The sequence below is a fragment of the Alteromonas sp. 14N.309.X.WAT.G.H12 genome (assembly GCF_036697315.1).
Classification (GTDB): domain Bacteria; phylum Pseudomonadota; class Gammaproteobacteria; order Enterobacterales; family Alteromonadaceae; genus Alteromonas.
Window position 1 is genome coordinate 1 of sequence record NZ_JBAHZB010000008.1, and the last position, 25457, is coordinate 25457.

General features: G+C 46.0%; 20 protein-coding genes. 13 read left to right on the forward strand and 7 right to left on the reverse strand.

Annotation, left to right across the window (positions count from 1 at the left end; translation table 11 throughout):
• The first annotated feature begins 7 nt into the window (after positions 1-7).
• Complete coding sequence (locus V5298_RS04905) at positions 8-922, forward strand: DUF808 domain-containing protein (protein WP_332930412.1); 915 nt, start codon at positions 8-10, stop codon at positions 920-922.
• A 668-nt stretch (positions 923-1590) separates the two neighbouring features.
• Here V5298_RS04905 and V5298_RS04910 read toward each other — a convergent pair.
• Together V5298_RS04910 and mrcB are read right to left on the reverse strand one after the other, a co-directional pair.
• Positions 1591-2787, reverse strand: a complete 1197-nt coding sequence (locus V5298_RS04910; RefSeq protein WP_332930359.1) for an endonuclease/exonuclease/phosphatase family protein — start codon at positions 2785-2787, stop codon at positions 1591-1593.
• Between the two features lie 213 nt (positions 2788-3000).
• Positions 3001-5292, reverse strand: a complete 2292-nt coding sequence (gene mrcB / locus V5298_RS04915; protein ID WP_332930413.1) for a penicillin-binding protein 1B — start codon at positions 5290-5292, stop codon at positions 3001-3003.
• Between the two features lie 196 nt (positions 5293-5488).
• Here mrcB and V5298_RS04920 point away from each other — a divergent pair, with 196 nt between their 5' ends.
• Together V5298_RS04920 and V5298_RS04925 are read left to right on the forward strand one after the other, a co-directional pair.
• Positions 5489-5725 (forward strand): DUF6489 family protein, encoded by a 237-nt coding sequence (locus V5298_RS04920; protein WP_332930360.1) that lies wholly within the window; start codon positions 5489-5491, stop codon positions 5723-5725.
• Between the two features lie 15 nt (positions 5726-5740).
• Positions 5741-7516: a class I poly(R)-hydroxyalkanoic acid synthase gene (locus tag V5298_RS04925; RefSeq protein WP_332930361.1), complete on the forward strand. Its 1776-nt coding sequence runs from the start codon at positions 5741-5743 to the stop codon at positions 7514-7516.
• 62 nt (positions 7517-7578) lie between these two features.
• Here the strand turns inward: V5298_RS04925 and V5298_RS04930 are convergent, their stop codons facing one another.
• Positions 7579-7977, reverse strand: coding sequence for a DUF4168 domain-containing protein (locus V5298_RS04930; RefSeq protein WP_332930362.1), 399 nt, complete (start codon positions 7975-7977; stop codon positions 7579-7581).
• Positions 7978-8201: 224 nt separating this feature from the next.
• Here V5298_RS04930 and phaR point away from each other — a divergent pair, with 224 nt between their 5' ends.
• The 5 genes from phaR (at position 8202) to V5298_RS04955 (ending at position 12506) form a co-directional block, all read left to right on the forward strand.
• Positions 8202-8618, forward strand: coding sequence for a polyhydroxyalkanoate synthesis repressor PhaR (gene phaR, locus V5298_RS04935; protein ID WP_332930363.1), 417 nt, complete (start codon positions 8202-8204; stop codon positions 8616-8618).
• Positions 8619-8809: 191 nt separating this feature from the next.
• Entirely contained in the window at positions 8810-9460 is a 651-nt protein-coding gene (locus tag V5298_RS04940; RefSeq protein WP_332930364.1) for a phasin family protein, read from the forward strand.
• 26 nt (positions 9461-9486) lie between these two features.
• On the forward strand, positions 9487-9834 hold the full coding sequence (locus V5298_RS04945) for a phasin family protein (protein WP_332930365.1): 348 nt from the start codon (positions 9487-9489) through the stop codon (positions 9832-9834).
• A 102-nt stretch (positions 9835-9936) separates the two neighbouring features.
• Positions 9937-11154 (forward strand): polyhydroxyalkanoate depolymerase, encoded by a 1218-nt coding sequence (locus tag V5298_RS04950; RefSeq protein WP_332930366.1) that lies wholly within the window; start codon positions 9937-9939, stop codon positions 11152-11154.
• 137 nt (positions 11155-11291) lie between these two features.
• Positions 11292-12506 (forward strand): lytic murein transglycosylase, encoded by a 1215-nt coding sequence (locus V5298_RS04955; RefSeq protein WP_332930367.1) that lies wholly within the window; start codon positions 11292-11294, stop codon positions 12504-12506.
• A gap of 19 nt (positions 12507-12525) precedes the next feature.
• Here V5298_RS04955 and phbB read toward each other — a convergent pair whose 3' ends face one another.
• Both phbB and hrpB read right to left on the reverse strand, forming a co-directional pair.
• A complete protein-coding gene (phbB, locus tag V5298_RS04960) occupies positions 12526-13248 on the reverse strand; it encodes an acetoacetyl-CoA reductase (protein ID WP_332930368.1) in 723 nt (240 codons plus the stop codon).
• 223 nt (positions 13249-13471) lie between these two features.
• A complete protein-coding gene (gene hrpB / locus V5298_RS04965; RefSeq protein WP_332930369.1) occupies positions 13472-15961 on the reverse strand; it encodes an ATP-dependent helicase HrpB in 2490 nt (829 codons plus the stop codon).
• Between the two features lie 108 nt (positions 15962-16069).
• Here hrpB and thpR point away from each other — a divergent pair, with 108 nt between their 5' ends.
• Together thpR and purU are read left to right on the forward strand one after the other, a co-directional pair.
• The gene (thpR, locus tag V5298_RS04970; RefSeq protein WP_332930370.1) at positions 16070-16666 is read left to right on the forward strand and encodes an RNA 2',3'-cyclic phosphodiesterase; all 597 of its coding nucleotides are present in this window, start codon (positions 16070-16072) and stop codon (positions 16664-16666) included.
• A gap of 77 nt (positions 16667-16743) precedes the next feature.
• Entirely contained in the window at positions 16744-17598 is an 855-nt protein-coding gene (purU, locus tag V5298_RS04975) for a formyltetrahydrofolate deformylase (protein WP_332930371.1), read from the forward strand.
• Between the two features lie 70 nt (positions 17599-17668).
• Here purU and V5298_RS04980 read toward each other — a convergent pair whose 3' ends face one another.
• Positions 17669-18502 (reverse strand): hypothetical protein, encoded by an 834-nt coding sequence (locus tag V5298_RS04980; RefSeq protein ID WP_332930372.1) that lies wholly within the window; start codon positions 18500-18502, stop codon positions 17669-17671.
• Between the two features lie 263 nt (positions 18503-18765).
• Between V5298_RS04980 and V5298_RS04985 the strand changes: the two genes are divergently transcribed.
• Positions 18766-20565, forward strand: coding sequence for a sodium:proton antiporter (locus tag V5298_RS04985; RefSeq protein ID WP_332930373.1), 1800 nt, complete (start codon positions 18766-18768; stop codon positions 20563-20565).
• Positions 20566-20837: 272 nt separating this feature from the next.
• Here V5298_RS04985 and waaA read toward each other — a convergent pair whose 3' ends face one another.
• Complete coding sequence (gene waaA, locus V5298_RS04990) at positions 20838-22139, reverse strand: lipid IV(A) 3-deoxy-D-manno-octulosonic acid transferase (protein ID WP_332930374.1); 1302 nt, start codon at positions 22137-22139, stop codon at positions 20838-20840.
• Positions 22140-22443: 304 nt separating this feature from the next.
• On the opposite strand from waaA, the gene azu reads away from it, so the two are divergent.
• Positions 22444-22884 carry an azurin gene (gene azu, locus V5298_RS04995; protein ID WP_332930375.1) on the forward strand — a complete coding sequence of 147 codons (441 nt, stop codon included), beginning with the start codon at positions 22444-22446 and terminating at the stop codon, positions 22882-22884.
• Between the two features lie 177 nt (positions 22885-23061).
• Entirely contained in the window at positions 23062-25413 is a 2352-nt protein-coding gene (locus tag V5298_RS05000; protein ID WP_332930376.1) for a sensor domain-containing phosphodiesterase, read from the forward strand.
• The last annotated feature ends 44 nt before the right edge of the window (positions 25414-25457 follow it).

A 25457-nucleotide genomic window follows, 5' to 3' on the forward strand; every position in this document is an offset into this window, starting at 1 on the left:
GTTTCTTTTGGCTGCAGCAAACTTATTAGCCCTTATTGATGATATAGCCACTTTACTTGACGATATTTCTGTTATGTCGAAAGTGGCGGCAAAAAAAACCGCCGGTGTGCTAGGTGATGATCTGGCACTTAATGCCAATCAGGTGCAAGGTGTTCGTGCTGAACGGGAACTGCCCGTAGTATGGGCGGTGGCCAAGGGTTCATTACTAAACAAAGTCATTATTGTACCGGCAGCGCTACTAATAAGTGCCTTCGTTCCCGTGCTGATTACCGTACTCCTTATCTTAGGCGGCTTATTTTTGTGCTTTGAAGGGGCAGAAAAAGTTTTTCATCGACTCTTTCATCGTGTTGATGAAGCCCAAAGAGCTGCACGATTAGAAAAATTATCCCAACAGAAAATTGACCTTGTCGCACTGGAAAAAGACAAAATTAAAGGTGCCATTCGTACAGACTTTATTCTGTCAGCAGAAATTGTGGTCATTACCCTAGGTAGTGTGCAGGAAGCCGACTTTGCCACTCAGGTGGGTGTGCTATGTGCACTAAGCGTTGCAATTACCGCCGGGGTATACGGGATCGTGGCTGGGATCGTAAAAATGGATGACGTAGGCTTATATATGCTGCGTAAATCCTTAACCGGCTCTTTTAACGCCTTTCAGCGCGCAACGGGGCGGGCACTGCTTATTAGCGCGCCGTTATTAATGAAGGGCCTCGCAATTATTGGTACCGTGGCCATGTTTCTTGTGGGAGGCGGCATTCTTACCCACAACATTGGGTTTTTACACCATTTAAGCGAGCAACTGGTTACTCACAACGCCATGTTAGATGCACTGATACCTGTGATTGCCGATGGTATTACCGGCTTAGTGGCAGGCGGGATTATTGTGGCCGTTTTATCTTGGTTACCCAGTAAAAAAGCCCATTAAGACTAACGCCAGACAGCGCTCCTTTCCCCATACTTGTTCCGGGCACCATATTCGTGCTCGGTTCATCAGGCACTAATTCGCTTCTATTCCCTCACCCTTTGGCTTCAACGTTTTCGTTAAATGTTATGTGGTCTATTTGACCATTCGTATTTGTAAATCAACCAAAAATTAGTTTTTTTATTATCTCTTTAATTTTCGGTGAAGGCCATAACCAAATAAAACAACGTTAAATCAGTGTGTTAGAAAATAATCTGAATGTGGCACAACTATCGCTAATGATTCTTCGACTAAAGAGACATGCACCACTGACCAGTTGGTAGTGAAAGGACAGTGTTTACACATTTATTTAGGGAAAATTATGTTTAACACCATTTTGCAAACATCCGTTCGGGGCGGACTTAACACCCCAACGTTTAATGTCAGTTTTATCACCCTAACCCAAGGAGCCAACGTATGATGCCCGCCACATCTTTATTGTTTATAGCGTTAAGCCCCGTGGGGGCTTTTTTAGCCAGCGCAATATTATTTAGCGGCCTGCGACTCTTGGCAAACCGCAAGCTCTGATCCCAGCGATCTCCCGTCGGGCCTTCCTTTCAAGCCGTGTTGCTAACGATGTAATCCGTATCACTGGATGTTATCCACACGGCGAGAAGGGCTTTTTATCCCCGTTATTTAAGGGCGACTTTTAACCACACCAAACGGTGATCTGATGAGCGGCTGCGATCTTCAACCAAACGATACAGGGGATCACCTTTCTGCGGCCAAAAAACTGCGCCCTCTTCTATAGTAAAGTGGGCTGAAGGCAATACGTAGTCGGCGCGAGCGCCCCAATTTGCCGTGTAGTGTAGTCCGTAATCCTTATCTGGCCAACTTCGCTTCCCGCCTTCACTTGCTGGGGTAAAGCGACTATTCACATAAGGAGATGCCAGTAATTGCTGAATTGCTGAAGGCGTGTCCCCGGGTTTATCTGGCGAGGCATTTTGATCGCCTAAAATCACAAAGGGCGCATTGTTTTTTGCCCCACCGTAAACACCACGGTCGTCATAAATATAGCTTCCCTTACCCGGCGTGATGTAATCCTGCCAAAAGCGGATTTCATCATGATTGCGCCGACCATTACGATCTTCATCACCGTCAAATACCGGCGGTGTAGGGTGACTTGCTAACACATGAATAACACGGCCATTCACATTCACCGGTACATCCCAGTGGGACTTGGAGGATAGCCGCAGCGACGACCATTCTTCCGCGCTAAAAAAAGGCTCTTGGGTAGTAGGAACCACCGGCGCCAGCGCATTGGGCATATCTGACCATAAGAACCGTTGAAAAGTACGAATTTGTTGGCGTAGCAATGGATAGCGTGACAACAACACCATACCATACTGCCCCGGATATAAACCAAACCCTTGAGCATCCGCGCCATATCCTTGGGATTGGCCGTCATTATCGAGATCAAATTGCGTCGGTAAACCGGTATTAACCTGGCCGTAAAAATAGTAGGGATAATCGATGGGCTCTCGACCCTGTTGAGGCTGTTTCAGGTAATGATCAATAAAGGCCTGCACACCACGCTTAGGATTATCGATAAAATCAAATTCGTTGAGCAATATGATATCCGGGCGGGTGCGCTGAATAATTTCTGCAATGTTTTTAATTTGTGGGTTTTCACCACTGGCCAGTTGCGCGATCAATACCTGAGGGCCTAAGGTACCGTTCTCATTGTCGGTGGCGTAATTTTGCGCTTCCATACTGACATTGAAGGTGGCAACCGTAAGCTCGGTGGCATCATTTGAGTCTTCCTGGGAGGGTTGTAAACTGCAGCCCGTGAACACCAATACGCATAACAACAGAAAATATCTGTTCATTTCACCTGCCTTTATCTATTTATTTGAAATGCATTACTAACTGAAGGAAAGATCGCTTGGTGGTCTATTTCATGCAACCCTACCACAGCCTAACCCGCTCACATGTTCCCAGTGTCATGGGGGAAAAGCAACGGTCAGTAGCGCTATTTACATTACCCTAACGGTGCAGGGCGTAATAAAAAAGAGCCTGTTAAACAGGCTCTTACAGGCTAGCTAATCGTTACCAAACAAGCGTTCCCACCAGCTCTTCTTCTCACTTTTCGGCGTCAGCGGACGGCCGAAACAGTCTTGTCTTGGCGGTGGTAGCACATCAAGTATGGCAGGCACACTTAATGAATCCGGGCAACCTGCGGTGACCACCGCCCCGGTATGCTTGTCGAAATGGGCGATCCCCAATCCTTCAGGAAAGCGGCGGGACAATGACTTAGGCGCCTGCATTTTCTGATAGTTAATAAACACCGGCAAGGCACCACCGGCACCGGTAAGCAAAATGGGCTTGTTGTCGTCATTTCCTACCCAAACCGTTACCACATTGTTGCGATCAAAACCGCTAAACCAACTATCGCGATAATCATCCGTGGTGCCCGTTTTACCGGCCATATTAATATTGGGGAAGGTACGTCCCACACGTTTAGCCGTGCCTTGGGTCGTCACGTTATGCAAGGCATAATTCAACAAGTAGGAGGCGGCTTCGTCCACCCGCTGAGAATAAAATTCGGCATGTTGCCAAACCAAACGATCATTGGCTGAGACCACCGACGTCACCGTATGCAAAGGAATATAGCGCCCGTTATTCGAGATGGTTTGATACATCTGGTTTGTCTCGATGGGTGATAAGGACATCGCCCCCAACGTCATGGCAGGCACTTGCATAAAGTCACTTTCCACGCCCAACCGTTTAATGGTGTCTGACACAAGATCAAGACCCACACGCAGGCCTAAATTCACCGTGGGCACATTTAACGATTCAGTGAGCCCCTGAATAAGGGGGACCTGACCTCTGAATTTTTTATCCGCATTTAGCGGAGACCAAGACTGGCCGTTTTCATTTTCCAGCGTGATGGGCTCATCAGCGATGGGCGTCGCTAAATTAAAGGACGCTGGATCTTCCAACGCAGATAAATATACCGCTGGCTTTATCAATGAGCCCACTTGCCTGCGAGCATCCAACGCCCGGTTAAACCCTTTAAAACTGGCGTCTCTGTCGCCCACAATGGCGCGGATCTCACCGCTGGCGATATCGGTCACCAACATGGCCCCTTGTAACTGAACATCACGATCACTTTGCAAGCCGTCCAAGGTTTGCTTTATTGCTTTTTCCGCTCGACGCTGGGCATAAATATCGAGGCTGGTGAACACTTTGACGCCAGAATCACGCAAAGCGGGATCGGCTAATATAACGGACAATTCACGGCGTACCTTATCCATAAACGCCGGATGCTTGCCACTGGCCAAACTGGCACCGGAAGCCAGACCTAACGGCTCATTGATGTATTTTTCATAGTCCGTTCGGTTGATTTCATTGGCATCGAATAAAATACGCAGCACCAGGTTTCTGCGTTCCAGTACCCGCTCTTCATGGCGACGAGGATTATAATAAGACGGCCCCTTAATCATTGCCACCAAGGTGGCGATTTCCGGCGGACTCAATTCATTTGCGGGTCGGTCAAAATAGAAATAACTGGCCAAACCAAAACCATGCACCGCCATATCACCATTTTGACCAAGGAAGACTTCATTCAGATAGGCCTGCAAAATGTCTTCTTTGCTGTACCTAAAATCAATAATCAAAGCCATTAACGCTTCTTTGATTTTCCGTGAAATCGCCTTTTCCCGGGTAAGGTATAAATTCTTAACCAATTGCTGAGTAAGGGTACTTCCCCCTTGAACTGTGCGTCCGGCGCGAATATTGGCGACCAAGGCCCGCAAAATCGACAGCGGGGCCACACCATGATGCTCGTAGAAATCCCTGTCTTCTACCAGAATAAGGGCTTTGGGCAGCAGGGCGGGCACCTCCTTGAGCTTCACCAACATGCGATCTTCTCGGCTACTGCTGACCATTCGGGTAACCAACCAGGGTTCTAGGCGAATTTTAGGTACGGCTTCGTTGGCGCTGTTATCCATAATCTGGTTGATTCGGCTTCCTCGCCATGTCACCGTCACTTTGCGTAGCGGTTCATCGCCATCAGGAAAACTAAAGGCCCGACGTTGAATTACCAATGTGTTACCACTGACGTTATACTCGCCGCTGCTATCAGGGCGACTAACATGGCGATAGCCCAGTAGTTTTAGCTCATCGATGACTTCTTTTTGGGTGATTTCCAATTCTGTTTTGAGCACTAACGGGCGGGCATATATTTGTGCCGGCACTTCCCACTTATTGCCAGTAAACGTATGTTTTATCTGCGCATCGAGATAAATCATATAGCCCACTAAGGCCACCAGCCCCACCACCAATAATTTGATTAACAAGCCACGGAAGCGACGTTTAGGTTTAGCGCCGATTTTTTTAGTTTTCTTTGGTTTTGTCTGTTTTTTAGCCACTTATCATGCCAGTATAAGTAAAGTCAGAGACGATTTTGCGGTTTTCTTTGCGCAATTTCCAGCAAGGTTTACACTCAAAATGTGAATAACCGCATCGCCTGATGAAGTATGGTTATATATCAATCCAGATGGTCATACTGACCGACTAGGAGGTTACATGAAAATATCTATCGATATTGATCTCACACCTCAGGAAGCCCGTGATTTTATGGGCTGGCCGGATATGAGTAAAATTCATGATGCAACATTCTCACAACTCAAAGAACAAATCAAAAGTGGTGACAAAGAAGCCGTGATGTCACTGTTAAAACCCTACCTTGATGGAAGTCAGCAAGCCTTTTCTTTTTATCAGACTGTACTTGAATCAATGGCGGCCTCAGCAACAAAAAAATAATGATGGAGGTGTCTTGTGCACGAACAGGACAAAGAAGATATTCTGGACACGCTGAACCAATATGCACAACAATTTAATACCATGGTTCATGATATTTTAACCAAAAAACACAGCAGCGAGGAGACCGCCGCCATGTTTGACCCAGAAAAACTGGGCGCCCTGCTTTCCGGTGATGCCGTGGAAGTAGACTCAGCCAAACTGATTCAAACGCAAATGGATTTTATGCGTCAGCAAAACCAACTCTGGCAACAAGCCACAAAAGCCATGTTAGGCGAGCAATCGCATCCAGTGGTGGAAGAAGAAAAAGGCGATCGCCGTTTTGCCCATTCTGACTGGCAAGACAACCCCGTATTCAGTTACATGAAGCAAGCCTACCTGATTAACTCTAAAATGCTACAAAGCATGATTTCTTCCATGCATTTTAAAGATCCCAAATCAGAAGAGCAGGTAAAATTTTACACACGGCAATACATCAATTCTGTCTCCCCCACTAACTACCTGTTATCGAACCCTGAAGTCTGTGAAGAAATCCTCAAGACCAAAGGGCAAAATATGGTCAAGGGCATTGAAAACTTCATGCGGGACTTGGAAAAGAGTCCTTTAGAAGCCTTTAAGATCACCCAAACCGATATGGATGCCTTTACCTTGGGCGAAAACCTGGCCACCACCGAAGGTCAGATAGTCTATCAAAATGAACTGATGCAACTGATTCACTATACGCCGAAGAATGGGAAGACCTATGCAACCCCATTGCTCTGCGTTCCTCCATTTATTAACAAATATTACATTCTTGATTTAGAAGAGAAAAAATCTGTCGTCAAAGGGTTAGTGGATGCCGGTTTTTCCGTTTTTATGATTTCATGGGTGAATCCTGATGCCTCATTGGCCGATGAAGATTTTGTCGATTACATGAAAAAAGGCCCTGTTGAAGCCTTAGATGTGGTGTGTGACATCACGGGAAGAAAAAAGGTACATCTGGCCGGTTTCTGTGTTGGCGGCACATTATTGAGCATGGCGAGTGCGTATTTACGTGCGAAAAAAGATGAACGTATCGAATCCTTAACCCTGCTAACCACGCTGCTAGATTTTAGTGAACCGGGAGAAATCGGCAATTACTTAACCGAAGACGCGTTACCCATTATGGAACAAAACGCCGATATGAAAGGGGTTTATGATGGACGGATCTTAGGGTTAAGTTTCAGTTTACTCAGAGAAAACAACCTGTTCTGGTCATATTTCATAAACAACTATTTAAAAGGGAAAGATCCTGCGGCCTTCGATATCCTCTACTGGAACAGCGACGCCACTAACATCACTGCCTCCTGCTTTAAGCAGTACGTACGCACCATGTATTGGGAAAACAAGCTAAAAGATCCTGGTGGTATTGTCATCGACGACATTCCCATTAATCTGGCCGACATTGATGTGCCCGTTTTCTTCCTTTCAACGCTGGCTGATCATATTGTGTTGTGGCAAGGGGCATACAAAGGGACCAAACTGGTGAGCGGTGATGTAGAGTTTGTACTTGCAGGTTCTGGTCATTTAGCCGGTGTCATTAACCCACCAGAAACGGGGAAATACCCTCACTGGACCAACGCCTCGTTGCCAGACACGCCCAGTGAATGGTTTGATGGCGCAACAAAGCATGAGGGTTCTTGGTGGCCATATTGGCATAAGTGGCTACAAAATCACCGGAAAACCAAGGTAAATGCCCCTCAACCCGGCAGTCACGAAGGTTATCCGGCCATTGAAGTGGCGCCGGGCAGTTATGTGAAAAAACAACTAGGTTAAGGGTTAAGACCGGGCGTAAATCAACTTTTTACGCCCATTTTGATGGAAAATCCGGCTAACAATTACGATTCTTCATTGCTTGCTTTAGCAATAGACAGCACCCGTTGACGCAGTTTTTCATCGGTTTGCACTTGCTGTGCGATGGTGGTGTAAGTTTCTACTTCCAGGCCAGTTTTTTCAATTTCTGCAACCATTTCATCTTGGGCGGCCTGCTGAATTTTCTGTATTTTCTCCGCGCTGATATCACCGCTAAGTTCAGACTGATATTTATCTGCGACATCACTGACTGCGCTCATGGCCATGGTGAATTTTTCTAACGTTGCATCATCATAGCTTTGTGCCTGTATCATAGGTTCATCTGCTTCTGCCATGGTGTCAGTATCCTGAGCAGCCTGTGCACCAAAGCTGATTGAGGAAGCCACAGCAAAACTCAGTACTAACGATTTAAGAAATGTAGACATAATATTCTCCAGTTAATTCGGAAAAGCCCTTCTGGGCGCTCCCAGCCTATACAGCGATTACCATGCCAATGATGTTAAATCGTTTTAATACAGTGCATTAGCTCCTCACACTAGGATCCGCGTCCTGTTTTCCCCTTTAGAGTGTCGCTAATTTTCACACCCGCAAGTTGCCACACAAGGTGATAGTGCGCTACTCTCAATGGCCAAACCAAGGAGGTAACATTATGATCACCATAAAAAAATATCCGAATCGCCGACTGTACGATACCTCCCGTAGCCAATACGTGAATATCGATTACATTAAGACCCTGATCAATGAACGTGAAGATTTTCAGGTAATTGATTCAAAAACAGAAAATGACATAACCAAATCCTTATTGCTGCAAATCATCAGTGAGTCGGAAGCCAACGAAAATCAGTCGTTGCTCACCAATACCCTGCTTAAACAACTGATTCGATACTACGACACCGACATGCAATCTTATCTGCGCCAATATCTTGAACAATCCTTAGTCACCTTTATTGATCAGCAAGATCAGGTACAAGGTATGATGAAAAACATGATTGAAAACACGCCCTTCGGTTTGTTTAACAAGATCGTAGAGCAAAATATGGAAGCCTGGAAAAAGTCCCAGAAGTAGCCTCCACGCCTCCTACACCGCGATATACTGCACTGCAGCATAAAAACCACTATGCTTATTATTTTAAAGTCTAAGCTTTTTTGCTGCAGCGCAACAATTCTAGTTGACCTTCGTCCCCACATTGACTAATATCTAACCAATCCTGCTGCGGTGCAGCAAAATCTTTAAGCGTAAATGGTCGGGAGAAAGGCATGTTTGGCAAGTTTTCAGAGCAGCTAAAAAGTACCAGTAAACCGGTACACACTATGTTTGCCGTAAATACGAAAACACTGGAAAGTTTATCTCAGCATCAAACAACACTATTTACGGGGCTGCTAAGTGACGGGGTGCGTTATATGAACGCCGTTGCCAAGCAATCGGAATTAAAAGGCGTACTCAGTGCCAATACCGAACTTGCTGAATCAGTAAGAGAGCGTATGGCCAGTGCATCGAAAGAGACATACTCAACACTCAATGCCATGAGAGAAGAGATGGCCGAGGCAATGAAAGCCTCCTTGTCGATGCCACAAGAGGCCATCACCCCGGTTGCCGAAAAAGCCGCCACCCCCAAAAAAGCACCCGTAGCCAAAGCGACACCGGCAAAAAAAGCCACCAAGGCCGCCCCCGCAGCGCCTAAAAAAGCAGCGCCAGCGGCTGAGAAACAAACCGCGAGTGCCGCAGCCGAACCGGAAAAAGCAGTAGCCGAGACCAAAAAAGCGGCCCCAGCGGCTAAAGAAAAAGCCCCTGTGGCAAGTGCCGAAACGAAAGCAAAAACTACGACGACTGCCGCTAAGAAACCAACAACACGGACTCGCCGCACGACGGCGAAAAAGCCGGCGACGACAACAAAATCAACTGATTAACTTTACTACGAAACTGGAGACAGACAATGTTTGAACAAATGAACGAACAAATGAAAACTGCAATGAAGCCTGTAACTGACCTTGCGACGCTAAATATGAGCACTATGCAAGATCTGGCCGAAAAGCAAAACGCGCTGTATAAATCACTGTTGTCTGAAGGCATGTCTTATTTTGAAAAAGCCTCTCAGCAAAAAGATTTAATGAGTTTGGCAGAAACCAACAAAGCCTATGTTGAATCAATGCAGGAAACGATGGCTGACGTGGCGAAGAGCTCTTATGCTGTGATCACTGAAGCGCAGCAAAAAGCCGGCGAAATGCTCAAAGGATTAAGCGACGAAATGACCGCTAAATTCCAAGAAGCAGCAAAGGCTTAATGGCTTTACAAGGCGACCCCGGTCGCCTTGATTCCTCTCTTGTTATGAACCTTTTATTCCCCATTAGGCCCTAGCCCCAGTCAGTTTTTGAGGATTAACGTAATGAATTATCAAGCATACGATTATTTTACCCGCGGCACGTATATCATGCATGAGGGCTTCAGTCTGCTGAATGATATTACGAACCATCCTTCCAATCTTTTCGCCCATACCATCCCCGGTCGCATTACCCGCGCTACGCTGGAAACTGCCATGCGACTGACTCAACGCTACGAAAAGCTGGGGTTTAATATTGATGAAATTAAAATCAATAATAAACGCGTTAAGGTAAAAGAAGAGATAGCCATTAGTAAGCCGTTTTGCGAAGTTATCCATTTTAATCGCATGGGCGTTAAAGACGATCATAAAGTATTGTTAGTGGCTCCTCTTTCAGGCCATTTTGCCACCTTGCTAAAAGGCACGGTAGAAGCCTTATTGCCGGACCACGAAATTTATGTCACCGATTGGACCGATGCCCGGGAAGTGCCATTAGATGAAGGCCCCTTTACCTTTGACTGTTATGTCAGTTACTTAATCGACTTTATGGAACAGTTGGGTCCCAATACCCACCTAATGGCAATATGCCAACCCACAGTGCAAGCACTTATTGCCACCGCCGTATTGGCCGAACGCAAAAGTGAGGCTGTCCCCAAAACCCTAACACTGATGGCTGGCCCCATAGACTGTTCGAAAAATCCGACCCGGGTCAATGAATTTTCCCAGAAACACCCCATGAGTTGGTTTAAAAATGTGGCCATTATGACCGTGCCAAACGGGTATCCCGGTGAAGGCAGACAAGTGTATCCTGGCTTTATGCAGCTCGGTGGTTTTATTAGCATGAACCAGCAAGCACATATGAAAAAGTACCAAAACTTCTTTCAAAATTTGGTATTTGGTGAAGAAGAAGATGCCGATCGTTTTCGCGCTTTTTATGATGAATACCTTGCGGTGCTTGATATTCCGGCTGAGTTCTATCTTGAAACCATAGAGCGGGTATTTAAAAATAATGATATTGCCCGCGGCGCGATTACCTACCAGGGTAATCCCGTTAATTTTGACGCCATCGACAACACGCCACTCCTTACAGTAGAAGGTGCCGACGACGATATTTGTGGCCTGGGACAAACCGAAGCCGCACAACAAATTTGCAAAAGTGTGCCTAAAAACATGCGTAAGCACCATGTACAACAAGGTGCCGGACATTACGGAATTTTTAGTGGCTCAAAGTTTAGACAAAGTGTTCGTCCTCTCATCACAGATTTCATTCATAAGTACGAATAATTCAATTACCTACACACATTTACACCTATTTATTCCGTTAGGGAGTCATCCAACTCCCTACACAAATTCTCAATTTCATTCGCACCAACTCCTGTTGATGATGTAGCATTGCCCCATCATCACAAAAGGTAAGCATTATGTCTGACTGGATATCTGATAAGTTAAAATTATCGCTACTCTCATTTTTTACTCTGCTAGGTGCGGCTCATGCAGACGAGTTCGAAACCTGTAAGGCGCAGCTTGCTACAACCGCCGTGGAAAAAGGCGTAGCAAAAGCTGTTGTCGACAGAGTATTTGCAGATATTCACTACCAACCTAAAGTCATAAAACTGGATCGTAGCCAACCTGAGTTTGTGCAAACATTTCCCGGTTATTACAGCAAACGGGTAAACTCTTGGCGCATCAACAAAGGCCAGGAAATGTACGAAAAACACCGTGATTTTCTGCATGCCTTGTCTTCTCAGTACGGTGTGCCTGCCCATTACCTTTTGGCGTTTTGGGGGCTGGAAACCAATTTTGGTGGCTACAAGGGAACAATGAATGTATTGGACTCGTTAACTACCCTGGCCTGTGACCAAAGACGTAGCCGCTTTTTTACGTCTGAACTCATTACCGCAATAAAGCTGCTAGAAAGAGAATCCCTAGAGCAAAAACGCATGGTTGGATCTTGGGCTGGCGCCATGGGGCATACCCAGTTTATGCCTTCAGCTTACATGCACTACGCCATTGATGGCGATGGTGATGGGCAAATTAATTTGTGGGACAGTGAACAAGATGCCCTAGCTTCTGCTGCAAACTTTCTGTCTAAACTGGGCTGGCAGCCAGGTTATCGCTGGGGACGGGAAATTATCTTACCAGCAGACTTCGATTATCGACAGGCAGGATATAGCAATAAACGCCCCATTCGAGACTGGAATAAAGCCGGCATCAAAAAAGCAGACGGCACACCATTAGGCAACGCGGATGAACTTGGATACATCGTGGTTCCCGCCGGACATACCGGCCCGGCTTTTATAGCTTATCCGAATTTTCGTACCATCATGCGTTGGAATAACTCAGAGTTTTACGCCATCGCCGTGGGTAAACTGGCAGATCAAATTGCCGGCGAGGCGGGGTTAGTCAAAGCACTGCCTGACTTACCGGCTTATAACCGAAGCGATATCATTGCCTTGCAATCGGCATTAAATGAATTAGGCCACAATGTAGGTACACCGGATGGTATTATCGGGCCCGCGACCCGGGCGGGAATACGGGAATATCAGATCGCCAATAATATGATTGCAGATGGGTTCCCCGGATTAGCCACTATGACAAAAATTGGGGTAATGCCAGCGACCGAAAATCAAGGGTGATTTTCGGTCGTGAGAATGGCTAATACATATGTTGGCCACCATTAATGGATAATGTAGAGCCTGTAATAAAGCCCGCTTCGTCTCCCACTAAAAAGAGTACACTGCGGGCAATATCTTCCGGCTTACCCAGCCGTCCTACCGGAATGGTAGCAATAATTTTCTTCAATACTTCTTCAGGAACCGCTCGCACCATATCGGTATCTACATAACCAGGAGCAATGGCATTCACGGTAATCCCTTTGCCGGCGCCTTCCAGTGCCAACGCTTTAGTAAAGCCATGAATACCGGATTTTGCAGCCGCATAATTCACTTGCCCGTACTGTCCGGCCTGACCATTGACAGAGCCAATATTAACAATACGCCCGAATTGATTGGCACGCATTGAGTCGATAACGGCTCGACATGTATTAAAACACGAGGCCAAATTGGTCTGAATAACCGCATCCCATTGCTCAAAGCGCATGCGGTGCATGGTCCCATCACGGGTGATGCCCGCATTGTTAACGAGCACTTCCACCGGACCGTAATCGTCTGCTATTTGATCGATAGCTTCTTTGGTTTTTTCGAAATTCGAAACATCAAATTTGAATGCAGGGATTCCCGTTCGTTCAGTAAATGTTTTCGCTACTTCATCGTTTCCACCGTAATTTGCAACAACTTTGTAGCCTGCATTTTTTAATGCGATACAAACTGCTTCACCAATTCCTCTGGTACCACCTGTTACTAATGCAACTTTGCTCATATTACTTTCCTATTAGTGTTGACGTTTATTTGTACAACAAATTAATATAAGCATGCTTCTGAAGATTTTGACAATTAAAAACAAGATCTAGATCAATTATGTTAATAACCTATAAAGACTCAAATTTTTATTTTCAGACAATGAATTAAATATCAATCAGATATAAATATAGGCTATTGGGGAAGGACTGACTGGTCAGAGCATTACATTAACACTTGGCCAATCAGTTTTTGGGTTTGATGGACTTTCCTGGGCTTGCTTCCATGGGACGATCGGGCCAGCGGTGTTTGGGATACCGACCTTTCATTTCTTTTTGTACCGCAAAATAACTCCCTTGCCAAAAGGCACCAAGATCGGCGGTTTTTTGAATGGGTCGGTTGGCAGGAGAGAGTAATTCCACGGTGACGGTTATTTGTCCATTTACCACCGTAATGGGCTGCGTACACCCAAACATCTCCTGTAGACGTACCGCCAAGAGCACTTCTCCGTCACTACGGTAGGTGAGTTTGCGCTTTTCTCCCGTGGGGACAGTTATTTTAGACGGTAACAATGCATCCATGGCCTGTTGTTGACTCCAAGGCAATGAATTTTGACATAATGCCGACCATTCGATTTTTGCCAGGTCGTCAAATTGCTTACAGCGGGCTAAGCGTTGTTTTAGCATTCCTTCGTCAATCAATGCTATTATCGAATCTACCTGCTGCCAAGGCGGCGGCTCATCAAAAGCCTGGGGCTGATGAAGATTAAGCTTACAAGCAAGACAATAACGGTACCACCACTGCAAATCGGTGGGCGATAGCGGTAACTCATTCATAGCAAGCGATTGGATGTGCCCATACCAGGCTTGCCCCCATTCTTTTGGCGACACCTTGGCTAGCGGTTCACTAGACAACTCGATGGCACGAAAACAATCAACTTTGCGCGCTTCCATTTGTTTTTTCGTGGTATTAAAGGTTACCTGAGTACGGCAGCTAAATTCATCCGCATAGAGCAGCCGAAGATCGGATTCGGATATGGGCTCTGCCACATCAATTTTCACATCACTGCCCACCAGCTGTCCGGCCAGTACTAGGATCCAATCATCACTTAATACCTCTCCTCGAGGCACCACGGCACCTCTGCCGCAAGCCAGTTTGTATTGTTGTTGGCGTTTAAATCCTATCCGTTGTGGAAATGCCAAAGCAAGGCACATGGCAACCAAACGAGAAGGCAGCCCCGTAATGGGCAAGGATAAACTGACGGACATCATGGCCGCATAACGTTTTGCCTGACGAAGGAGCCGGGCTTTTGCTCCACCGTCGAGGTTTTTAATGCCATCGGACAATCGAATAGACGATCTTATTGACTGACTTTCTTCTGCCAACGCGGCGCAGAAACAAGCCACTTGAGGCAAACTTTCCAACTCAGGGTGACGGGCATGCAGGCAGGATTGATGAAGCATATGTGCCAGCGCTGGTGATGTAGGAAAAGCCAGTAATGTTTTGCCATATGCCGTTATCATTCCCTTGTCATTTACCGCCCCCATGGCCTCTAGCGCAGCTAAGCCAAGGTTAATTTGGGTTTGAGAGGGCTGGCTCATCAACGCCATTTCAGGCAAGGACGTGCCCCACCCTAAGGCATCGAGTAATAAACCCGAAATATCTTCCCGTTGAATTTGAGGTACAGGCTGTTTGGCGAGCCGGGCTTGTTGCTCCTCACTCCATAAACGATAGACTTTTCCGGGTTGCAAACGCCCAGCCCGGCCTTTGCGTTGGGTGGCTGAGGCCTGGGAGATCATTTGCGTGGTGAGCTGGACTAACCCAGTAGCCATATGAAATTTAGCCGAATTTTCCAATCCTGAGTCTACCACCACGGTTACGCCATCAATGGTTAAACTGGTTTCTGCGATATTGGTGGCAAGGATCACCTTTCGTCGTCCTGCGGCATCGGGCTGTATCGCCGCATCTTGCTCACTTTTCGTCATGCTTCCGTGTAAGGAGTGGATCACCACATTCTGACAAAACCCACTCGTGGCTAGTTGCTGTGCCACCTTGCGGATCATTGCCATACCAGGTAAAAACACCAGAATGTCTCCCTCATCCTCAAGTAGGCTGTTTGTTATAACCCTAGTCACCTTGCCTACCAGATCTTTACTGGCCGTATTACCCACATAAATCTCACTGACCGGAAACTGGCGGCCCTCGGTGGTTAACAGAACGGCTTGAGGTAATAGTGCGGTTATCTCATCCACATCTAAGGTTGCCGACATAATAATAAGGGACAGATCTTCCCGCAGTCCTTCCTGAACCTCTAAGGCTAACGCCAACCCAAAATCGCTGTGAATACTGCGCTCGTGGAACTCATCAAAAATAATGGTATTAACCCCGTTCAATTCAGGATCTTGTACAATGCGACGGGTAAGAACACCTTCTGTTACTATCTCTAAACGAGTGTGAGCACTTACCTTACTCTCACCACGGATGCGATACCCCACGGTTTGGCCCACATCCTCTCCCAATTGTGCGGCCAAATAGGCAGCAAGATTTCGTACCACCACACGACGGGGTTGCAGTAGAATGATTTTACCCACCGTATGTTCAAGTAACGCCAGCGGCAACACTGTGGATTTACCGGCCCCTGGAGGTGCCCCCACAATCACATTATTACTGCCAAGAGCCGTCACTAATTCGGGAATAAGCGTGGTTGCGGGTAAAGCGGAGTTCCTAACTGGCATATACGGGGTAATGACCTATAAAGGGAAATACTAATCTGGCTATTTTACCTGTGTGACGACCCATTGCACAAACACAGATAACCCTATTGAATGGCTAAGGAGAAAGACATGCGTTGTTTTATTGGTTTAGATTTAACCCCACAAGCGAAACTGGCGCTATCCCAATGGCAACAACGGGCATTCCCTCAGGTTTCAGATAAAAAGCCAACCAGCGAGTCATTAGGGCCATCTTTGCCCCATGCAGTCCCGGCGGCCAACTACCACCTTACCCTTTGCTTCTTAGGTAATGTCACCCCTCGTCAACACGAAACCCTCATCGCAACCTTAGACACCTTAATCCACCCACCGTTTTCTGCCACGTTAGACAGTGCCGGATGCTGGGAACGCCCTAAAATCATTTTCACCGCCCCCCTGCACATTCCTAAAGCCTTACCTGAGCTGGCCAAAAAGACACGAAAAGCGGCGCGAACGGCAGGAATTAGCTTAGAAAAGCGCGACTATAAACCCCACGTAACGGTGATAAGAAAAGCCACAAGCGCTCTTTTGCCCCCCTTAATCCCGTTGGATATCACCATGTCGTTTGATGCTTTTCATCTGTTTGAATCTGTTTCTACCCCATCGGGGGTGCGTTATCTAATAAGGCACTCCTGGGATCTTCAATCAGATTTATCTATTCGTGAGCGACTACGACAAGGCTTATACTAATTTCTTTTCATTAAGGCTTTACAGCACGCCCTTGCATGGGTAAAACAAGGGCATTAAAAATAACCTCATTGAAAATAATGAAGCAAACTTATCGCTTAGTCATTGATTGTCCCGATCAAATCGGTCTTGTGGCCCGTGTTTCGCAATTTTTGGTTGAATATGGCGCTACCATTGTCGAAGCCAATCATCACACCGACTTACAAACCGGTCGTTTCTTTATGCGCCACGAGATTAGTGGTGATTCCCTGCAATTGGGATACGACGAATTCATACAAGCATTTACCCCTGTAGCCAATGAGTTTCAAATGAACTGGCGGTTGTCTGATTCCCAAGTCAAACAGCGAGTAGCATTACTTGCCAGTCTGGAGTCTCACTGTCTGGTTAATTTGCTTCACCGCTGGCATACCGGAGAGCTGGACTGCGATATTCCAGTGATCATTGGTAACCATCCGCAAATGAAGCAATTTGCCGATTGGTACAAGGTACCGTTTCATTGGGTAGATTTTAAAGCGCTGGGCAAAGAACAGGCCTTCGCACAAATCGAAACCTTGTTAGACGAATACAAGATTGATTTAACCGTGCTTGCCCGTTTTATGCAGATCTTACCGGATCACGTGTGTCAAAAACTGCAAGGCAAAGCCATTAATATTCATCATAGTTTTTTGCCTTCCTTTGCCGGTGCCCGCCCCTATCAACAAGCTTATGATCGTGGTGTGAAACTCATTGGTGCCACCTGCCATTATGTCACCAAAGATCTCGATGAAGGGCCTATCATTGAACAAAGCGTGAAACGGATCAGCCACAGTGATTCGGCGGCCGATATGGTAAGAAAAGGAAAAGATTGTGAAATCACCGCACTGGCAAACGGTGTGCGCTATCATCTGGAAGACAGAGTGATTATTCACCATAACAAGACGGTGGTGTTTGCTTAAGTAACCACCACCGCTATGGCGTAAGAGATCACGAAAATACGGTTAGGTTGGAGAACCTAACCGGTTTGAGTTAGAAGCTAATTTCTGCCAGCTTTGCCGAGCTATACGGCGTGCTTTCTTGTGATATCCATACCTTGTTGTCCGGAGTATGACAAACCCCTTCGACTTGAGTGAATTCGCCAAGGGGAAACACCGACTTCACTTCGTAATCCGCCGAGACTTCCGCCACAAAGGGTTTGAACATACCCAGCGCATTACTGCGATAACCCACCAATACAAACTGCTGTAGTTTTTCACTCCAATCCACACCGGTTACCACACCGGGTAAGCCTTTTACGTTGGCCATAGATGTAAGTAACTGCTCACTTTTGTTCACATCCACTGCGTAGACATGGGAAATTTCCGTCCCCCAGCTTTTTGAGAAAATCAGAATTTTACCGTCACGTAGGGTCATGGCTTCACCATCGTAATCATGGCTATAAGGTACATTGTCGTCGACCCTATTCCCTTTGTAAGCAATGTGGATGGTTGAAGCAACATCCCCTGTGGCCGATGACACCTTATAAATAGTCAGGGATTTTCGTTTACCCGCATTGTTGCCAATATCACCGATATACAGGTTTTCATCATCACCGGTAATGGTTTCCCAATCGACATTTTTTGCATTTAACGGCGTACGACCTGTGATCTGGCCTTGTTTATCAATAACAAATAACTCCGGCGCATTGCCAGAATCATTAATGCTAAAGGCGTTATCACCGCGACAGAACAACCCGGACGTTTCACCTAAATCGGCATCCAAGGTATAAACATGTTCCACAGTCACCTGAGAATTCGACGGTGAAGACATGCTACAACTGGCAACAAAAAATAACGGTATAAAACTTAAGAAATGACGACTCACCGATTCTCCCTTCCCTTGACAAAACGAACGCCTAGCTTCCAAGCACATTACTGTACAAAAAAACCAACTTATTGATAATACGAAACAGCAGAATATAAATATAAAGTCCTCTAATGTCGCTTATTCTTAGCTATTGTAAAAAAGAATGAACACATCATAAATAATCCGCTTGTAATAAGGCATAGTATATACCAGTACCATTACAATAAAATGCCATTGGTCAACACAATCATGCCAGCCACGGCAATCAAAAGGAACGCACCGTGTCAGATCCCTTGCTTAGTTTAGTTAGTGTTGGACTCTTATCCATATTTTGTCAGTTTCTGGCTTATAAAATACGTCTGCCGGCGATTTTGCCCCTACTGATAACTGGCATTATCGTGGGGCCTGTGTTCCACGTCCTCGATCCTGACGCCCTCTTTGGTGATCTCTTGTTCCCCATTGTCTCCTTATCGGTGGCCATCATTCTGTTTGAAGGCTCGTTAACCTTAAAATTTAGTGATATTGCCGGTCACGGTAATATGGTGCGCAATCTATGCAGTATTGGCGTACTGGTGACTTGGGTAATCGCCACCGTCGCCGCCCATTATTGCCTTGATTTAACCTGGCAGCTTGCAGCGTTATTTGGCGCCCTGGTTACGGTCACAGGCCCAACGGTTATTGTCCCTATGGTGCGCACGGTACGCCCAAAAACCAACCTTGCTAATATTCTTCGCTGGGAAGGGATCATTATCGATCCCATTGGCGCGTTGTTAGCGGTGTTGGTGTTTGAATACATCGTCGCCGCCCAGGAAAGCGCCTTATTACATACCTTTATCGCCTTTGGTAAAACCGTGGGCATGGGCACGTTACTTGGCCTAGCCGTCGGCTACCTACTGGGTTTGGCGTTACGTAAAAATCTCATTCCCCACTACTTACAAAATACGGCGGTACTTACCATTATTCTGGCGGTGTTTGCCGCCTCAAACGCGGTAGCCCATGAATCCGGTCTGTTGGCAGTGACCATTGCCGGCATGGTGCTGGCCAATATGAAAGGGGTTGATGTTGAAGATATTCTGGAATTTAAAGAGACCTTAAGCGTACTGTTAATCTCTGGTTTGTTTATCATTCTCGCATCGCGACTCAATTTAAATGCCGTATTTGATGTGGGCTCAGGGGTAGTGATTGTCCTTGGGGCTATTTTATTTATCGCAAGACCCTTATCCGTTTTGGCCTCCTCAGTGGGCACGGATCTCAATTGGCGAGAAATGGCCCTGCTAAGTTGGATCGCCCCTAGGGGTATTGTTGCCGCTGCGGTGTCGGCGTTGTTTTCCCTTAAGCTAGAAGAAATCGGCTACGAAGGAGCGGGGGTGATAGTACCCATTGTGTTTATCGTCATTATTACTACGGTTGTGATCCAAAGCCTGTCGGCAAAACAGGTGGCGCAACTGCTTAAAGTTCGCGCACCGTCCCCCAACGGCTTTTTAATTTTCGGTGGAAGCAAATTCAGCCGCTTGCTGGCTAAAGAACTCATTAAGCATGAAATTCCCGTATGTATTTCCGACACCAACTGGGACGCCATTAAAGCCACCCGTATGATGGAAATACCGGCTTATTTTGGCAACCCTATGTCTGATCATGCCACCCGTAACTTGGCAATGGATACCTTTGGCACCGTGCTTGTCATGTCGCCATACAAGCAGCTTAATCCAATGATTGCCTATCACTTTGAGTACACCATGGGTAAAAACAGAGTATGGGGGCTTTCCAGCAATGAGCAAACCACACGGCCAAGCCATCAGGTTAGTACCCAGTACGCGCAAAAGCTCACGCTTTTTGATGAAGGGGTAACATACGGCTATCTGGCGTCAGCCATTGCCAAGGGCGCGGCGGTGAAAACAACGGCTCTGAGCGATGAATTTACTTTTGAGGATTACGAAAAAACCTATAAAGACAGGGCAATACCCTTATTGGCTTTGGATGAGAATAATCGATCTCATGCCTTTTTAGATGGTCAGGAAACGAACCCTAAAGCGGGATGGAAAGTGATTAGTTTGGTGATCCCTGCAAGCGAACCGGTATGAGTGTAAAACTGGCACTCTGCCCGTGGACAGAGTGCCGTTCCCTGGAATTAACGTGTAATCAAGCGCTCCCCTCTATTATTATTATTGGATGCAATGTTATTTTTTTTATACTTGAAGCACAGCGTCGGCATTTAAATAGCAACTATGAGGCCAACTTTGATTTAAATCGCATTATCAATTAGTTACTAAAAACAGAAGGGGTTTTAAACGGTAATAAAATAGCATTACGCACTAAATCAGTGCGACTTTCTTTCCTCATGCATCACTTTCGATCAGTACATATTAATGACTGCCATACTGGCTGACACCGCCCCCTTGTTTGCCATCAACACATCATAGCCGCATAATCCGGCTTCCGACGCGTGCTCAGGGTTTTGCAAGTAGTGCAGACACTGTGCGGTAAGTGCTTGGGTGTCATTTACAATGACTAACGCGCCATTTTGGATAAGACTGTCACAAATCACCGGATTATTGTAAATATGCGGCCCCATGATAATAGGTAGTTTATGGGCTGCGGGTTCAAGGGCGTTGTGACCGCCTTTATCAGCCAAACTGCCTCCCACAAAGGCTATGGAAGCCATTGCATATGCTTGGTTTAGTTTGCCCATTTCATCCACCAACACCACATCGGTATCTGGCGCTATGGCAGGCGTATCAGAAGTTGATGCTAGTTGTAACGGCTCGCTTTCAATCAGTTTTCTAACGGTGCTAAAGCGCTCGGGATGCCGAGGCACCAAAATAAGCATCAGCGTGGGAAAAGCCGGTTTAAGTGCAATGAGCGCATCAAGCAAAGCCCGTTCTTCACCTTCATGGGTACTCCCACCAATCAGGATAGGACGCTCGCCTTTTTTCAGTCCATGAAACGAGTCAGTACTTGCTAACTTAGCGCTGCTTTGATCAAATTTTATATTGTTAGTAAGTGTTAACTTGCTTTTTGCTATACCCAAAGCAAGGTAATTGTCGTAGTCCCGCTGTCCTTGGGCACATACGTGGCTAACTTTATTTAACATAGGGGCAAAGAGCAGACTAATTTTACTATACCGCTTCGCGGAGCGCTCGGTCATACGGGCGTTAATCACCACAACGGGAATTTTTCCACGCCAACAACGGTGAATGAGATTGGGCCATAATTCCACTTCGGTGATAAGAACCATTTTCGGTTCAACCCGGCCTAACATACGGTTCATGGACCAAGGCAAATCGTATGGCAGATAAAAATGGTGTACCCCATCGCCAAATATTGCCTTTACCCGGGCAGAGCCTGTGGCGGTGGTGGTACTTACCGTTACGGCGGTCTCTGGCTCTTCTTTTAGGATCTGTTTAATCAGCACTGAGGCAGCGATCACCTCACCTACCGAGACGCAATGAAACAAATAGCCCCCTTTTTGGGCTGGCGCTTTAACAAAACCCAAACGCTCAAAACGACCATGTTCTGCGGTATCTTCCTTGTTTTTCTTGCGAAAAATGAAATTAAGAAAGGCAAAGGGGATAAGTAACACCAGCAAGAAAGAATACACATAGCGCATGGCTTCCTGCGCAAACGTTAGCCCTGTAGACGAGCGCATTTTGGTCATTATTAATACTTCCTATCATCCTATTAGCCGACGGCTTGTGTAACAGCCTGCCTATTGTAATGACCTGTCAGTCACCGTCCAATATAAAACCGGTATTTCAACAACAAAGACCTTTGCACGCTTTATCGTTTGTCTATAAACGCCTCGAAAATAACGACAAAACGATTAAATACAAAAAAGACATCCCAAACCCAATCGTTTTTTACTATCGACAAAATAATATTTCATTATTAAAAATTCACTCATCCCTGTAGTAGAGTGCTTTCCTACTCAAAAGTCACTAACCACAAGGAGCACAGAAAACATGAAATCATTCGTTGCACTTTTTACTGTTTTTTTCTGTAGTTTTGTTTTTGCAGAGGACTGTTCAACTACCATAAAAAGTAGCGACACCATGCGCTATAACAAGTCTTCCATTGAAGTCCCCTCAAGTTGCTCCACCTTTACGGTTACCTTGCAAAACACCGGCACCTTGCCAAAAAACATCATGGGGCACAACTGGGTACTTAGCAAAGAATCCGACGCGAAAGGGGTGGTGAAAGACGGCGCTTCACAGGGTTTGGCCAATGATTATGTCACCCCAGGCGATAAGCGGGTGATTGCAAATACCAAGGTGACAGGAGCGAAAGAAAGTACGTCAGTCACCTTTGATGTCAGTCAATTATCAAAAGACGAAGCCTATCTGTATTTTTGTTCCTTCCCAGGCCATATGAGCATGCTCAACGGCAAACTCAAACTGATATGATTTAATGCCCCACACCGGCACTAAAATAACGTTGATTTTTCTTGTTACAGATCAATATTTTTGCCCTTCCTAAGCACAAATTTAATGCCCTGTTTATCTCCATATTGGATTTAAACTGCTAAACTGAGAAGCAGACAACAATAACTTGTCTCTTTTCATTTGTGTAAGGGAGTTCGCTTGACCAAACCACCAAAGCCGAGTAACGAGGTAGACAGGCTTAGAACGCTAAGGCGGTTGGAGATACTCGATACCAAGCCGGAAGAAAGATACGACCGCATTACCCGAATAGCAACAAAGATATTCGGGTGCGCTTATTCGTCCATTTCCCTTATAGATGAAGAGCGCCAATGGTTTAAATCTGGTGTAAATTTAGATCTCAGCGAAACCCACCGGGATATGGCTTTTTGTGCCCATACCATTACTAAAACTCGCCTGCTTATTGTACCAGATACCCATGAGGATCCCGACTTTGCCACCAATCCCCTTGTTACCGGACCGCCTCACGTACGCTTTTATGCCGGCGTAAAAGTCATGTTTGATGGCTTTGCCATGGGCGCGTTGTGCATATTTAATGATGCACCGAAGCCATTTAGTTCTGCCGATGAAGCCATGCTTCACGATCTCGGTAAACTGGTGGAAGCGGAATTTGAACGGGAAGCCTTGTCAACGCTTTCAAAAAAGCTTGCCTATCAACAAGCACAGTTAGAAGAAACCCAAAAGCTTACCCGTGTACGCAGCATTATTCTGGAAAAAGTCGTAAAGGCCGAATCCCTGTCTTTAGCCTTGCTGTATATTGTGAAGGCCATTGAAAACGAATATCCCAACAAACGCTGTAGCATCCTGCTTTTAGAGGGCAATAAATTACGCCTTGGTGCAGCCCCTTCTTTTCCTTCTTTTTATAATGAACAAGTAAACGGCTTAGAAATTGGTTTTGGTCATGGCTCATGCGGTACCGCAGCGTTTACCAATAATCTTGTAATTGTTAAAGATATCAGTACCCACCCGTACTGGACCCAATGGCGTGAACTGGCAGCACGGGCCAATTTAGGCGCGTGCTGGTCACAACCCATATGTTCGGCGAACGGCGAAGTACTCGGTACCTTTGCCATATATCATGAAGCGCCTGCGACCCCTTCTGAGGGAGAACTGGTGCGTATTGGGCAATTTGCCCATATAGCCAGTATTGCCATTGAGCGGGAACGGGCCAACAAAGTAATATGGCGACAAGCCAATTACGATGTTTTAACTGGGTTACCCAACCGAAACTTAATGGAAGTACACCTTAAGCAAGCCATTAAAATGGCTGATCGTGCACAGTCAAAAGTAGCCGTTATGCTGCTCGATTTAGATAACTTTAAAGATATTAACGATACCCTTGGCCACGATTTTGGCGACAAACTACTCATTGAATGTGCACGACGAATTGAAAATTGTATCCGACAACAAGATACAGTGGCTCGCTTAGGGGGAGACGAGTTTGTTCTGATTTTTAATAATATTTCGAGTAAAAATGATTTAGATCGCATTATTCAGGACTTACTGTCGAGTATTTCCACCCCTCAGACCATCGAGCAAGAGCGTGTTCATACCAGCGTGAGTATTGGTGTCACCCTGTATCCCGATGATGCCCAAGATGCGACCAGCATTCTTAAAAATGCCGATCAAGCCATGTATGGGGCCAAGTCCCTCGGTAAAAACAGCTATTATTTTTATACCAAACGCCTCCACGACGAAGCGCTGCAACGCCTCACATTACTAAATGATCTACGCTACGCCATTGAAAACCATCAGCTGTTTATCGAATATCAGCCCATTGTCAATTTACAGAACAAACAAGTAACAAAAGCAGAAGCCCTAATTCGCTGGCAGCACCCGGTTAAAGGGTTAATCAGACCCGATGAGTTTATTCCAATTGCCGAAGAATCGGGCCTTATTATAGAAATCAGTGACTGGGTATTCCAACAGGTATGCGACGATGCGAAAAAATGGCGCGCCCGCTATTGCCCTGATTTGCAATTGAGTATTAATACCTCACCGACTCATTACTTCAGTGCCGAGCCCAATATCATGGAATGGCTGGATACACTGTTAGCCTCTGGCACCCCATCTAATGCAATTACGCTGGAAATTACCGAAAGCCTTTTAATGGATGCCGATGATAAAGTCTCCCAAAAACTGTTTCATTTCAGACAAGCAGGCGTCAGCATTGCGCTGGATGACTTTGGCACCGGCTACTCCTCTATTTCCTATCTAAAAAAATACCCAACGGATTACGTCAAAATAGACCGAAGTTTTGTCAATTCGATGACAGAAGTCAGTAACGATAAAGTCTTATGCGAAGCCATTATCTTGATGGCTAAAAAACTGGGGATTGAAGTGGTTGCAGAGGGCATCGAAACCAACGAACAACTGACCATTCTAACGAAAATGGGCTGTGACTACGGTCAGGGTTATTTGTTTGCCAAACCCCTTAGCAAAGGCGATTTTGACGCATTTTTGGCAACGGAAAAAACCAAACGCTATCAATGATGAAAACCATGATCTTAAAGGGCCGGGAAACAGACATAAAAAAA

Coding starts and splice junctions, on each gene's coding strand:
- V5298_RS04910 (WP_332930359.1), bottom strand. CDS start 2,787: ATGAACAGATATTTTCTGTTGTTATGCGTATTGGTGTTCACGGGCTGC.
- V5298_RS04920 (WP_332930360.1), top strand. CDS start 5,489: ATGAAAATATCTATCGATATTGATCTCACACCTCAGGAAGCCCGTGAT.
- V5298_RS04930 (WP_332930362.1), bottom strand. CDS start 7,977: ATGTCTACATTTCTTAAATCGTTAGTACTGAGTTTTGCTGTGGCTTCC.
- phaR (WP_332930363.1), top strand. CDS start 8,202: ATGATCACCATAAAAAAATATCCGAATCGCCGACTGTACGATACCTCC.
- V5298_RS04940 (WP_332930364.1), top strand. CDS start 8,810: ATGTTTGGCAAGTTTTCAGAGCAGCTAAAAAGTACCAGTAAACCGGTA.
- V5298_RS04945 (WP_332930365.1), top strand. CDS start 9,487: ATGTTTGAACAAATGAACGAACAAATGAAAACTGCAATGAAGCCTGTA.
- V5298_RS04950 (WP_332930366.1), top strand. CDS start 9,937: ATGAATTATCAAGCATACGATTATTTTACCCGCGGCACGTATATCATG.
- V5298_RS04955 (WP_332930367.1), top strand. CDS start 11,292: ATGTCTGACTGGATATCTGATAAGTTAAAATTATCGCTACTCTCATTT.
- phbB (WP_332930368.1), bottom strand. CDS start 13,248: ATGAGCAAAGTTGCATTAGTAACAGGTGGTACCAGAGGAATTGGTGAA.
- hrpB (WP_332930369.1), bottom strand. CDS start 15,961: ATGCCAGTTAGGAACTCCGCTTTACCCGCAACCACGCTTATTCCCGAA.
- thpR (WP_332930370.1), top strand. CDS start 16,070: ATGCGTTGTTTTATTGGTTTAGATTTAACCCCACAAGCGAAACTGGCG.
- purU (WP_332930371.1), top strand. CDS start 16,744: ATGAAGCAAACTTATCGCTTAGTCATTGATTGTCCCGATCAAATCGGT.
- waaA (WP_332930374.1), bottom strand. CDS start 22,139: ATGACCAAAATGCGCTCGTCTACAGGGCTAACGTTTGCGCAGGAAGCC.
- azu (WP_332930375.1), top strand. CDS start 22,444: ATGAAATCATTCGTTGCACTTTTTACTGTTTTTTTCTGTAGTTTTGTT.